Origin of the sequence: Pantoea sp. KPR_PJ, assembly GCF_041386365.1 — a bacterium.
Lineage (GTDB): Bacteria > Pseudomonadota > Gammaproteobacteria > Enterobacterales > Enterobacteriaceae > Pantoea.
Window position 1 is genome coordinate 63,934 of sequence record NZ_JABMIK010000004.1, and the last position, 13,124, is coordinate 77,057.

At 58.4% G+C, this 13,124-nt stretch carries 11 protein-coding genes; 7 read left to right on the plus strand and 4 right to left on the minus strand.

Going from position 1 to position 13,124, the window contains the following annotated elements; all coding sequences use genetic code 11:
* The first annotated feature begins 1 nt into the window (after window position 1).
* Both HP564_RS10830 and HP564_RS10835 read left to right on the plus strand, forming a co-directional pair.
* Window positions 2-967, plus strand: a complete 966-nt coding sequence (locus tag HP564_RS10830; RefSeq protein ID WP_371242867.1) for a DMT family transporter — start codon at window positions 2-4, stop codon at window positions 965-967.
* Window positions 930-1,721 carry an AraC family transcriptional regulator gene (locus HP564_RS10835; protein WP_371242869.1) on the plus strand — a complete coding sequence of 264 codons (792 nt, stop codon included), beginning with the start codon at window positions 930-932 and terminating at the stop codon, window positions 1,719-1,721. Before HP564_RS10830 ends, HP564_RS10835 begins: the two co-directional genes overlap by 38 nt.
* 49 nt (window positions 1,722-1,770) lie before the next feature.
* Here the strand turns inward: HP564_RS10835 and HP564_RS10840 are convergent, their stop codons facing one another.
* From HP564_RS10840 to acs, 3 genes are all read right to left on the minus strand, one after another.
* Entirely contained in the window at window positions 1,771-3,420 is a 1,650-nt protein-coding gene (locus tag HP564_RS10840; RefSeq protein ID WP_371242871.1) for a cation acetate symporter, read from the minus strand.
* Complete coding sequence (locus HP564_RS10845; protein ID WP_371242873.1) at window positions 3,417-3,746, minus strand: DUF485 domain-containing protein; 330 nt, start codon at window positions 3,744-3,746, stop codon at window positions 3,417-3,419. The genes HP564_RS10840 and HP564_RS10845 overlap by 4 nt, the downstream gene beginning before the upstream one ends.
* A 143-nt stretch (window positions 3,747-3,889) precedes the next feature.
* Window positions 3,890-5,845: an acetate--CoA ligase gene (gene acs, locus HP564_RS10850; RefSeq protein ID WP_371242875.1), complete on the minus strand. Its 1,956-nt coding sequence runs from the start codon at window positions 5,843-5,845 to the stop codon at window positions 3,890-3,892.
* 538 nt (window positions 5,846-6,383) lie between these two features.
* On the opposite strand from acs, the gene gltP reads away from it, so the two are divergent.
* The 3 genes from gltP (at window position 6,384) to HP564_RS10865 (ending at window position 10,439) form a co-directional block, all read left to right on the plus strand.
* Window positions 6,384-7,685: a glutamate/aspartate:proton symporter GltP gene (gltP, locus tag HP564_RS10855; protein WP_371242877.1), complete on the plus strand. Its 1,302-nt coding sequence runs from the start codon at window positions 6,384-6,386 to the stop codon at window positions 7,683-7,685.
* 128 nt (window positions 7,686-7,813) lie between these two features.
* Window positions 7,814-8,713: an N-acetylmuramic acid 6-phosphate etherase gene (gene murQ / locus HP564_RS10860; protein WP_371242879.1), complete on the plus strand. Its 900-nt coding sequence runs from the start codon at window positions 7,814-7,816 to the stop codon at window positions 8,711-8,713.
* 181 nt (window positions 8,714-8,894) lie between these two features.
* Window positions 8,895-10,439, plus strand: coding sequence for a methyl-accepting chemotaxis protein (locus tag HP564_RS10865; protein ID WP_371242881.1), 1,545 nt, complete (start codon window positions 8,895-8,897; stop codon window positions 10,437-10,439).
* Here the strand turns inward: HP564_RS10865 and HP564_RS10870 are convergent.
* The gene (locus HP564_RS10870; protein WP_371242883.1) at window positions 10,436-11,398 is read right to left on the minus strand and encodes a cupin domain-containing protein; all 963 of its coding nucleotides are present in this window, start codon (window positions 11,396-11,398) and stop codon (window positions 10,436-10,438) included. The two genes, HP564_RS10865 and HP564_RS10870, sit on opposite strands and share 4 nt — an antisense overlap.
* A 105-nt stretch (window positions 11,399-11,503) precedes the next feature.
* On the opposite strand from HP564_RS10870, the gene HP564_RS10875 reads away from it, so the two are divergent.
* Both HP564_RS10875 and HP564_RS10880 read left to right on the plus strand, forming a co-directional pair.
* On the plus strand, window positions 11,504-12,691 hold the full coding sequence (locus tag HP564_RS10875; RefSeq protein ID WP_371242885.1) for an MFS transporter: 1,188 nt from the start codon (window positions 11,504-11,506) through the stop codon (window positions 12,689-12,691).
* 215 nt (window positions 12,692-12,906) lie between these two features.
* Window positions 12,907-13,116 (plus strand): DUF1471 domain-containing protein, encoded by a 210-nt coding sequence (locus HP564_RS10880; RefSeq protein WP_371242887.1) that lies wholly within the window; start codon window positions 12,907-12,909, stop codon window positions 13,114-13,116.
* Window positions 13,117-13,124 lie beyond the last annotated feature (8 nt).

Consider the following 13,124-nt stretch of genomic DNA (forward strand, 5'->3'; position numbering starts at 1 on the left):
AATGACTGGAAGAAATGGTGCATTTTTCGGACTGACAATGGTGCTGCTGTATAACTTCCTTGATGCCGGAAAGGAGGTCTACTCAGGCTATTTGATACAGACGGCACATCCGATGTCGGTCACCTTCATAGTTTTTACCATCGTGCTCCTTTTCTTTCAGCTTCTGTGCATGACGCGTATGCGCGAGCAGTACAGCATGCCGCTCAGGCAGGGCGTCACGCTGCTGACGCTCAATATGAGCACGGCAGGGGCATGGATTACCTTTTTCTATTCCCTGCGCTTTCTTGAGCCTGCCGTGGCGTCGGCCATTATTACCGGCCTGGCGCCGCTGCTGATTGTGCTGATTTACCCGCTGTTTGCCCGCGCGGAAAAGAGGGAATACCGCCTGGTTTTTCTGATGGGTATTGCGCTCTGTTCAATCTGGCTCGGCTGGCTCAGCATCCAGGAGGGAGGGGCGAAAAATGGCTATAGCTTTCAGCAGGTGGCAACAGGTATTGGTTTTGCCATTGCCTGCGCGCTCTTTAGCCTGTTCTCCAGCATCTTCAGCAAAAAGCTGAGCAATCACGGCTGTCCGCCGGAAACCATTATGGCGCACCGTTTCTATTTGACGGTTGCCATTACCTTTGCTTACAGCTCCGGCGTCAGCGAGCTGTCGCGCAGCATGGAGAGTGCCTTTACCGGCGTGGTGCTACTGGCGCTGCTGGGCGTTATCGTGCCGCTGTGGTGTTTACAGTATGCTATTAAAGTGCTGACTCCAGTCAAAGTGATGGTATTTATGGCTGTCAGTCCGGCCTTCACCTTCGTCTTCCAACTGTTTGATCCCCGGTTATCGCCCTCGCCATTCTCATTTGTAGCTATTTTGTTACTATGCTTTTTCTCTGTAGCGACGGAAATCTGGCGCGTCAGTACTATAAAAGGCGATATTGACGATGGCTATCACGGCATACCGGAAAATCGGCGGAGTTGAAATAACCTTCTCTGACAGCACGGCACACGTTTTTCCGCGGCATTCTCACGACGAGTTTTATATCGGTGCCAATCTCTCGGGGCGTGAAAAGATCTGGCTGGATGGCCACAGCACGGAAGCGAGTATTGATGACATCACCGTCTATAACCCCGGGCAGGTTCAGGCCGCGACGCCAACGCCCTACAACTGGCTCTACTACAGTTTTTATCTGCAACCCACGCTGGTCTGCGAGTTGACGGGCTTGCCCGCCGACGAGCAGTTCCGGCGCAGCGTATTCAGCGCGCCCGATATGGCCGGGCATATCCGGGAGACCGCCGCCTTCTCCCTGCACCTCGCGCACAGCGACAATGACGTCATGGAACGCATCGCCGGTCTGCTGGCTGAGGTGGCCCGCCATGCCGGCACCTATACCCGTTGCCTTTTTGGCCATAAAGATGTCGTGCTGGCGGCCAGCGTTGCTTCGCAGCTGATGGACGAAATGGCATCGCCGCCTGCGCTGGAAACGCTGGCGCAGCGCTATGGTCTGACGCCTGTTCAACTGGTGCGCGTTTTCTCCAGCGCCTACGGGATGCCGCCCTATACCTGGCTGCGCGGTGAAAAACTCAAAATCGCCAAACAGCGCATTCTCAACGGCCAGCCGATCTCCTCGCTGGCGGCCGACCTCGGCTTTAGCGACCAGGCGCACTTTACACGCAATTTTAAAAACATGTTCGGTATTACGCCGGGCGTGTTGTCCCGCTTAGTTAAACCGTAAAAAAAAACACCGCAGCGCCAGGGCTGCGGTGTTTTCTGGCCGAACGCAATCAGTGCGACTTGCCCTGTGAGATCCCGATACCGGTCTGTGAGCGAATAAACTGCGCCCGGAAGCGACCCCGCTCCTGCGCGCCCTGCGGCGAGTGGTCGGTGATGGAGAAGAACCAGGTGCCAACAAACGCCACAATCATGGAGAACAGCGCCGGATACTCATAGGGATAGACCGGCGTGGCGTGGCCGAGCACCTGCACCCAGATCGTCGGGCCGAGGATCATCAGCACCACCGCAGTGATCAGGCCAAGCCAGCCGCCAGTCATCGCGCCGCGCGTGGTCAGCTTCGACCAGTACATCGACAGCAGGATAATCGGGAAGTTACAGCTGGCAGCGATAGAGAAGGCAAGGCCCACCATGAATGCAATATTCTGCTTCTCAAACAGAATGCCCAGCGCAATGGCCACCACACCCAGCACCAGCACGGTAATCTTCGAGACGCGTAGCTCTTCGCGCTCGGTCGCCTGGCCTTTACGGATCACGCTGGCGTAGAGGTCATGCGACACCGCTGACGCACCCGCCAGCGTCAGGCCGGCCACCACCGCCAGAATTGTGGCAAAGGCAACCGCGGAGATAAAGCCGAGGAAGGTGCTGCCGCCGACGGCGTTTGCCAGATGCACCGCCGCCATATTGGTGCCGCCAATCAGCGCACCGCTGGCATCTTTAAAGGCAGGATTAGCCCCTACCAGCAAAATGGCGCCGAAGCCGATGATAAAGGTCAGGAAGTAAAAATAGCCCATAAACCCGGTGGCCCAGAAGACGCTTTTACGTGCTTCGCGCGCGTCTGCAACGGTGAAGAAACGCATCAGGATATGTGGCAGTCCGGCGGTGCCGAACATCAGCCCCAGCCCGAGCGACAGCGCCGAGATTGGATCTTTCACCAGCCCGCCGGGCTGCATAATAGCGGCGCCTTTGGGATGCACTGCCATCGCCTGGGTAAAGAGGTTATTGAAGCTAAAGCCGGTGGCCTTCATCACCATAATCGCCATAAAGCTGGCACCAAACAGCAGCAGCACCGCTTTAATGATCTGCACCCAGGTGGTTGCCAGCATGCCGCCGAACAGCACGTAGAGCACCATCAGAATCCCCACCAGCACCACGGCGATATGGTAATCGAGGCCGAACAGCAGCTGGATCAGCTTGCCTGCGCCAACCATCTGCGCAATCAGGTAGAGCGCCACCACGACCAGCGATCCGCAGGCGGAAAGGGTGCGGATCGGCTTCTGCTGCAGACGATAAGAGGCGACGTCAGCAAAGGTATAGCGACCCAGGTTACGCAGGCGCTCGGCGATCAGGAACAGGATCATCGGCCAGCCGACGAGAAAGCCCAGCGAGTAGATCAGCCCGTCGTAGCCGGAGGTGTATACCAGGGCAGAAATCCCGAGGAACGAGGCGGCAGACATAAAATCGCCCGCCATCGCCAGCCCGTTCTGGAAGCCGGTAATGTTACCGCCCGCGGTGTAGTAGTCATTGCGCGATCGCGTGCGCTTCGACGCCCAGTAGGTGATGCCCAGCGTGGCAGCGACAAACACCACAAACATGATGATTGCCTGGTAGTTGGTGGCCTGCTTCTGTACCGCACCGGTCAGGGCATCCGCCAGCGCGCTGCCAGGCAGCAGCGCCAGCAGCCAGAGAGAAAGACGCTTCATGGTTTCACCTCGGTAATGATCTGCCGGGTCAGGCGATCGAATTCGCCGTTAGCGCGCCAGACGTACACGCCGGTCAGCAGGAATGAAATTACGATCAATCCCACGCCAACAGGGATCCCTCGCGTGACGCTGGTACCGGCATGGAGCGGGGTACCGAGCCAGCCGGGTGCAAACGCGATCAGCAGAATAAAGCCGACGTAAAGCACCAGCATAATCAGCGACAGCACCGTGGCGAACCGCTGACGTTTATGTACCAGCTCCTGAAAGCGAGGATGGCGTTCAATCCGTTGATTTACTGCCTCCTGAGTGGAAAGGGCGTCGGTCATCACAGTTTCTCCAGAGGTTATGCAGGCGGTAGCCTCACGCCGCTGCGCGAGATACGCCTGATTAGATCGTGTTATGTGACTTCAGAAATACACTGCGTAAGGAAAAAGGGGCGGGAGGAAGAGTGCTCCCGCCGGTAAGGTACTCAGGGCATGCGGATAGCCTGCTTCTCCTCCAGCAGCTTATCCACCACGCCCGGATCGGCCAGCGTCGAGGTATCACCCAGGTTGCTGGTATCGCCAGCGGCGATCTTGCGCAGGATGCGGCGCATGATCTTGCCGGAGCGGGTTTTCGGCAGCGAGTCGGTCCAGTGCAGGATATCGGGCGTGGCGATAGGGCCGATCTCTTTCCGCACCCAGCTACGCACCTCGCTGTAGAGCTCAGGTGACGGCTCTTCGCCGTGGTTCAGCGTGATATAGGCATAGATGGCCTGGCCCTTGATGCTGTGCGGGATGCCGACCACCGCGGCTTCAGCGATTTTGGGGTGGGAAACCAGCGCCGATTCGATCTCGGCGGTGCCGAGACGGTGGCCAGAGACGTTCAGCACGTCATCAACGCGGCCGGTGATCCAGTAGTAGCCATCTTCGTCACGTCGTGCGCCGTCGCCGCTGAAATAGCAGTTTCTGAAGGTAGAAAAGTAGGTCTGTTCAAAGCGATCGTGGTCGCCAAACAGGGTGCGCGCCTGGCCCGGCCAGGAGTCGGTGATCACCAGATTACCCTCGGCTGCGCCCTCCTGAGGATGACCTTCGTTATCCACCAGCGCAGGCTGCACGCCAAAGAAGGGTTTGGTGGCCGACCCGGCTTTTAGCTCAGTCGCGCCCGGCAGCGGCGTAATCATAAAGCCGCCGGTTTCGGTCTGCCACCAGGTATCGACAATCGGACAGCGGCCGTCACCAATCTTGTGGTAGTACCACTCCCAGGCTTCCGGGTTGATCGGCTCACCAACCGACCCCATGATGCGCAGGCTCTGGCGGCTGGTACCCGCAATCGCCTTGTCGCCTTCCGCCATCAGCGCGCGAATCGCCGTCGGCGCGGTATAGAGCAGCGTCACCTTGTGCTTATCCACCACTTCCGCCATGCGGCTCGGTTTCGGCCAGTTTGGCACGCCTTCAAACATCAGCGTAGTCGCACCGCACGCCAGCGGACCGTAGAGCAGATAGCTGTGACCGGTGACCCAGCCAACGTCGGCGGTGCACCAGTAGACATCCTCGGGATGGTAGTCAAAGACATACTTAAAGGTCGTGGCGGCGTAGACCAGATAGCCACCGGTGGTGTGCAGCACGCCTTTCGGCTTGCCGGTAGAGCCAGAGGTATAAAGGATAAACAGTGGATCTTCCGCCTGCATTTCGGCGGGAGCGTGCTGCTCGCTGGCTTTATCCATAAGCTCGGACCACCAGAGGTCGCGGCCGTCCTGCCAGTCTACCGACTGGCCGGTGCGCTTCAGCACGACCACATTTTTCACGCTGTTGACGCTGGGGTTTTTCAGCGCATCATCGACATTTTTCTTCAGCGGAATAGCGCGTCCGGCGCGCACTCCTTCATCGGCGGTGATCACCAGCTTCGCGCTGGAGTCCACCACGCGGCCCGCCACTGCGTCCGGCGAGAAACCGCCGAAAATCACCGAATGCACCGCGCCAATACGTGCGCAGGCGAGCATCGCGACCGCCGCCTCCGGCACCATTGGCATATAGATGGCCACCACGTCGCCTTTTTTCACGCCCAGCGACAGCAGCACATTGGCGAAGCGGCACACCTGATTGTGTAGCTGGCTGTAGGTCAGGGTCTTGCTTTCGCTGGCGTCATCGCCTTCCCAGATAATCGCCGGATGCTCGCCGCGCGTCGCCAGATGGCGATCGAGGCAGTTAGCCGCAAGGTTGAGCGTGCCATCTTCATACCAGCGAATGGAAATATTGCCCGGCGCGAAAGAGGTATTTTTCACCTTATTGTAAGGCTTGATCCAGTCGAGGATTTTGCCCTGCTCGCCCCAGAACGCATCCGGGTCGCTGACGGACTGCTGATACATCGTCTGATACTGCTCGGCAGTGATCAGGGCGTTTGCGGCAAGACTGGCAGGAATCGGATGTTTATGTATTTGGCTCATGGCGGATCTCCTTGAAGATGTTAATGATATGTCAATCAAAGGTTAAGTGAAGCCTCCGCCATCGCTTTGTTTCTTTTTTGCGCCTCAGATCACGGGAGTCTGCGCGGGCTGGTTACCCCCTTACAGAATGGCGTTAGTCGGCAACAGGGGTGGCGAAAAAGTGTGCAAACGGACCCTGTGCCTTTTGGCGCTTTTTTGCATAGCTATGCGTATCAGGGGAAAACTATTACTTTTTAGAACAGCAGGTTAGAGTTTTGATAACTAAACAGCATTTTATCCTGCCGGAGTGGCTAATCTTTAATCGAACGCGCCGGGGGTTGCATTTACCACAGTGAAAATGGTACTTATCTCGCCCCTGCTCAGCAGGACTCAACCAGACAGCGTCTGAAAAGGGTACGAGAATCATCGCATTTTCGTGCGGGGCGCTGTCCTCAATAACCCTCTAATTTACCGGGCTTTTGCTCACTTCCCTGTGTGTATCCTTCTCTGCACCTTCGCAGCGTAGCAATAGGGGTTTTGACTGAGGAATTAACGCGTTATGAAAGGTTTTAAAATAAGCCTGGCCTGGCAGATTCTGATTGCACTGGTGCTCGGCATCATTGTTGGTTCAGTGTTGCATAATCAGCCAGACAATCGTGAATGGCTAATCACCAATATTCTCAGCCCGGCGGGCGACATCTTTATTCATCTGATCAAGATGATTGTCGTGCCTATCGTGATTTCATCGTTAATTGTCGGCATCGCTGGCGTGGGCGATGCAAAGAAACTGGGACGTATTGGCGTAAAAACCATTGTCTATTTTGAAGTGATCACCACCCTTGCCATTGTGGTCGGCATTACGCTGGCTAACGTGTTTCAACCCGGCACCGGCATTGATATGTCAACGCTGGCAACGGTGGACATCTCTAAGTATGAAGCCACAACCGAGGCCGTGCAGAACGGTCCGCACAGCCTGGTCGCGACTATTCTGTCGCTAATCCCGCAGAATATCTTCGCCTCGCTGGTGAAGGGTGACATGCTGCCGATTATCTTCTTCTCGGTGCTGTTCGGTATGGGCCTGTCGGCGCTGCCGTCGGAGCAGCGCGATCCGCTGGTGAATATTTTCCGCAGCGTATCGGAAACCATGTTTAAGGTAACGCACATGATCATGCGTTACGCGCCAGTGGGCGTGTTCGCGCTGATCGCCGTTACCATTGCCAACTTCGGCTTTGCCTCACTCTGGCCGCTGGCGAAGCTGGTGCTGCTGGTGTATGCCGCTATCCTGTTCTTTGCCTTTGTCATCCTCGGCGGCGTGGCGCGCTTCTGTCAGCTACGCATCACAACCCTGATGCGCATCCTGAAAGATGAGCTGATCCTGGCCTACTCGACCTCCAGCTCGGAAACCGTGCTGCCGCGCATTATGCAAAAAATGGAAGCCTACGGTGCGCCAAAAGCGATCACCAGCTTCGTGGTGCCGACTGGCTACTCGTTTAATCTGGATGGCTCGACGCTCTATCAGAGCATTGCGGCTATCTTTATCGCGCAGCTTTACGGTATTGATCTGTCGCTGACCGACGAGATCATCCTGGTGCTGACGCTGATGGTGACGTCAAAAGGGATCGCGGGCGTGCCGGGCGTGTCGTTTGTGGTACTGCTGGCCACGCTGGGCAGCGTCGGCATTCCCCTGGAAGGCCTGGCCTTTATCGCGGGTGTGGACCGTATCATGGATATGGCGCGCACCGCGCTGAACGTGATTGGTAACGCGCTGGCGGTGCTGGTCATCGCCCGCTGGGAAAACCAGTTCGACGCCGAGCAGGCGAAAGCCTACGAGCTGAAGCTGCGCACGCAAACCGCGAGCTAACCGCTCTGCTGGCCTCACGCAGGTCGCGCTACGCCTGATAACAGGGTTCAGACATGGTCTGAACCCTTTTTTTATCCCGCAAATATGATAAAACCGGGCCTGCATTCACTCTTCCTGGAACACCGCTGATGACTATCGACCTGAGCACGCTGATCACCGAAGGCCGCAACCCGGCCAGCCAGAATATTGACGAACTGCCTACCGACGCCATGCTGCGCGTCATTAACAACGAAGACAAGAAGGTGGCGCTGGCAGTAGAGGCGATTGTGCCGCAGATTGCGCAGGTGGTGGACGCCATTGTTGCCGCCTTTGCGCAGGGTGGCCGCCTTATCTACAGCGGCGCGGGCACCTCCGGACGGCTTGGCATCCTTGACGCCAGCGAATGCCCACCAACCTTCGGCACGCCCCGCGGTCAGGTGGTGGGACTGATTGCCGGTGGCCATCAGGCGATATTGCAGGCGGTAGAAAATGCGGAAGATAACCGCGAGCAGGGCGCGCAGGATCTGCGAGATATCCAGTTCAGTGCAAGAGATATTCTGGTGGGCATCGCCGCCAGCGGCCGCACGCCCTACGTGCTGGGCGCGCTGGAGTATGCCCGCGCGCTCGGCGCAACCACCGCCGCGCTCACCTGCAATCCTGGCAGCGCCATGGCGCAGGCGGCCGATATTGCGCTGACGCCGGTTGTTGGACCGGAGGTGGTCACGGGCTCTTCACGCATGAAAGCGGGCACGGCGCAAAAGCTGGTACTGAATATGCTTACCACTGGCGCGATGATCCGCAGCGGCAAAGTGTACGGCAACCTGATGGTGGATGTGGAGGCGACAAACCAGAAGCTGGTGCAGCGCCAGATCAATATCGTTATGCAGGCCACCGAGTGTGATGAATCCTGTGCCAGTGCAGCGCTTGCCGCATGCGGAGGCCACTGCAAAACGGCGATTCTGATGGTTCTGACCGGCATGGACGCTGCGGATGCCCGCGCCCGGCTCAGCGATCACCAGGGCTTTATCCGCCGTGCGCTGAAAGCATAATTATTAAAAATAGCTAATTTATTCCCCTCGCGGGGCGGGTTGGTCGGCGCATCACCAGCCCGCTTTTTTAGCGGTAAAAATTTAGATGCCGCTCTAAAGCCAGAGTCTTTCGCTGCCGAAAATATAAAAAAACATAATTGATATTTTCCCTGCATCCCGCAGCTGCTTCAAGGACTCCCCCATGCGCAACAATCAGGCTGTCTCGCAGCGCGAATACGTCTTTGACGATCGCGCCACCCTGATGTCGACCACCGACATCAACAGTTATATTACCTACGCCAATGATGCCTTTATTGAGGTCAGCGGTTTCTCCCCGGAAGAGGTCAACGGTCAGCCGCATAATATGGTGCGTCACCCCGATATGCCGCCGGAAGCCTTTGCGGATATGTGGGCCACGCTCAGGCAGGGGGAGCCCTGGTCGGCGCTGGTGAAAAATCGCCGCAAAAACGGCGATCACTACTGGGTACGCGCCAATGCGGTGCCGGTGGTACGTGACGGCAAGGTGCAGGGCTTTATGTCGGTCCGGACGAAACCGGGTGAGGCAGAGGTGCGCGCCACCGAAACCCTTTATCGCGACTTTCGCGAAGGCCGGGCAAAGGGGCGACGCTTCCACAAGGGGCTGATTGTACGCACCGGCTGGCGACGCATCGGCTCGGTGTTAAAAACGCTGCCGCTACGCTGGCGCCTTCGTCTGCCGCTGATCGCGCTGCTGCCGCTGGTGGCGCTCAGCGCCGCACTGCTCGGCATGACCCCAGCGGCACTGAGCGGCTTTAGCGGCGGCCTGGCGCTGCTGCTGCTGCTGACCAGCTTCTGGCTGGAGCAGCAGGTCTCCCGACCGATTGAGCGTATGTGCAGGCAGGCGCTGAGCGTCGCCACCGGAGCCAGCCATAAAGTTGAGCAGATGGATCGCGTAGATGAGGTGGGCATGACGTTGCGCGCGATCGGTCAGCTTGGCCTGATGTTCCGCTGGCTGGTGGATGACGTCAGCGGCCAGGCCATCAACGTTCTCAGCGCCAGCGACGCCATTGCCAGCAGTAATAATGAGCTAAGCCGCCGCACCGAGCAGGCCGCTGCGAACGTGCAGCAGACCGCGGCCACCATGAATGAAATGACCGCCACGGTCAAAAGCAATACCGAAACGGCAGGTGAAGTGAACGCGCTCTCCGCCCATACCAGCCAGGCGGCAAGTAAAGGCGGCGAAGTGATCGAGGAGATGGTGAGCATGATGGCAGAGATTGCCGAAAGCTCGCAGCGCATCGCTAACATCACCAGCGTGATTGACGGTATCGCTTTCCAGACCAACATCCTGGCGCTCAACGCGGCGGTGGAGGCTGCGCGCGCGGGCGAGCAGGGCAAGGGCTTTGCCGTGGTGGCCGGAGAGGTGCGCAGCCTGGCACAGCGCAGCGCAAAAGCCGCCAGCGAAATCAAAATTCTGGTGGAAGCCAGCGCCAGCCGCGTCCAGCTTGGCAGCAACCACGCCGACGCAGCGGGCCGCACCATGCAGGATATTGTGGCGCAGGTAAAAAACGTCTCGTCGCTGATTGCGCAGATCAGCGCGGCCACCGCTGAACAGTCGGTTGCGCTTGGCGAGGTCTCGACGGCGGTAGAGGATCTTGACGATATTACCCACCGCAATGCAGCGCGCGTGCAGGAGAGCGCCGAAGCCTCTGGTCGCATGACCCACCAGGCTAACCGGCTGGTAGAAGCAATCAGCGTGTTCCGCTAAGAGGCGATACGCGCCTCTTCCCGTCCGGCGCGCAGCGCGCCGGGCGGCTGACCGACAATGCGCTTAAAGGCGCGGCTAAAGGCTGCCAGCGAGCCATAACCGAGCTGAAAGGCTACCGCCTCTACCGCTTCGCCGTTATTAACAATGCGCTCCACCGCCAGCCGCATCCGTAGCTCAGTCAGGTAGCGCAGCGGCGTCATGGTGGTGGCATTCTGAAACCGTTCGGCAAACACCGAGCGCGAGCAGCCCGCCACGCCCGCCAGCTGTTGCACCGTCCAGTTCTCTCCGGGTTCACGATGCATGGCGGCAATTGCCTTGCTCAGACGCGGGTCGCGCATCGCCTGCACCAGCCCGCTGCCCTGACCACAACCGTTCTCCACCCAGCCACGCACGATCAGTGCTGCCACCACATCGGCCAGCCGCGACAAAATACCGGCAAACCCGGCGTGCCGGGTGCGCGACTCACGCTCCATCGCATCGAGAATGGGCTGAATCTCCGGGTACTGCGACAGCAGCGTACTGACCAGCATAATGTCCGGCATGGTATTAATCAGCGGCTGCATGCCGCCCAGCTCAAACTTCATGCAGGCGCTGAACAGGATCACACTCTTTTCGTCGTCGCAGGCGTCGGCAGGCGCGCCAATGGCGCAGACGCTGTCGCAGATTGGCTTGCTGACAAAAGTCGCGATGTCCTCACTGACTGCCTCAGCCGAGGAGAGCAGGCTGTGCGGCTTACCGTGCGGGATCAGCAGCGCATCGCCACTGTTCAGCGTATGCAGCGTGCCCGACGCACCGCGCACCAGCAGCGGGCCGCGCCCGACAAAATGAAACTGCGCGCGGCCAGGCGCGTGGTCATAGCGCAGGCCAAAGGGCGCAGCGAGCTGAATACGCTGGTATTTTACGCCGTGCAGCCGCATGCCCATCAGCAGCTCGCTGGTCAGATCTTCATAATGGCTCATACCAGTCCAGACGAATTATCAATAATGAAGGTGTTACCATCATAGATCGTCTTGCCTCTGCGCTCTATGCTCCCGCCTTATTAAATTTATCTATGGAGAAGCTGCATGAGTCTGAGTACCGAAGTGGCTGATGAGGTTTCCGTTCCCGCGCGTCCCGCCTGGGGCGCGGTGTTTTCGATGGCGTTTGGCGTGTTTGGCCTGATCACCGCTGAGTTTCTGCCCGTCAGCCTGCTGACGCCTATTGCGGCCTCGCTACAGGTGTCGGAAGGGCAGGCAGGACAAACGGTCACGGTGACGGCGCTGGTGGCCCTGCTTACCAGCCTGATGGTCGGCAACGTTACGCGGCGGCTCGATCGCCGTGTGGTAATGCTGGCCTTTACCCTGCTACTGGTCGCCTCTGCGCTGCTGGTGGCGCTGGCGAGTAACCTGACGCTGATCCTGCTGGCACGCGTGCTGCTCGGGATGGCGATTGGTGGATTCTGGACGCTCTCCACCGCCATAACCATGCGGCTGGTTCCCGGCGATCAGGTTCCACGTGCGCTGTCGATTGTCTTCAGCGGCATTTCACTGGCGACCATTATCGCCGCACCGCTCGGCAGCTATCTGGGGGGAATAATCGGCTGGCGTAACATTTTTCTGCTGACTGCCGGTTTAGGCGTGCTGGCGCTGATCTGGCAGAGCGTGACGCTGCCAGCGATGCCGCCAGAGAACAAGGCGCGCAGCGGTGGCGTGCTCGATCTGCTGCGCAACGGCCTGATGCGCTGGGGGATGCTGGCGGTGATGATGATGTTCACCGGCCACTTCGCCTTCTTTACCTACCTGCGGCCGTTCCTGGAGAGCAGCGCGCAGCTTAACCTTAATCAGCTGTCGCTGGTGCTGCTGGCGTTTGGCGTAGCGAACTTTTTTGGGACCTCGCTGGCGGGCTATCTGGTCACGCGCAGCGTGTCGCTGACGCTGAGCGGCATGGCGCTGGTGATGAGCGCCACCGCGCTGCTGCTGGTGATCTTTGCGCATCTCCCCTGGCTGGTGGCGGCGGGCGTGGCGCTGTGGGGCCTGGCCTTTGGCTCAATGCCGACTGGCTGGTCCACCTGGATTTCGCGCGCGGTGCCGGATGATGCTGAATCGGGCGGTGGCCTGCTGGTGGCAACTATTCAGCTGGCGATTACCACTGGCGCGGCGGCGGGCGGCTGGATGTTTGACCTGCGCGGAGCTGGCGGTGTCTTTCTTGTCAGCAGCGTGCTGATGCTGCTGGCTGCGATAACGCTTTTTACTCGCGTACGTCATCACGGCTAAACAGCGAAAGGGTAGCGCATTATGCTGCCCTTTTTTCTGGGTCTGGCAGGTTAACCTGTAGTGCTATCGCTACACCCTCTGTGCGCTTTCATCATCAGTTATTTTGATAAACTTCGGCAATTATCTCCGCTATCCGCTTAAGCCTCCTCGGTCTATCATTCATTTCAACAAGGCAACACGCCTTATCTTACTTAATATCTGAAAAGGAAATGACCATGAACACTATCAAAACTTTTGCTGCTGCTATCGCACTTACCGTTCTGCCGCTGACCAGCTTCGCTCAAAGCGTCACCGCTATTGACTCGACGCTGGACGGTGCAGAAGCCAAAATCGCTGCGCAGGCAAAAGAAGCGGGTGCCTCTTATAAAGTGACCGAAGCCTACAACAACAACGGCGTACATATGACGGCTGAACTGCTGAAATAAGCGTGACC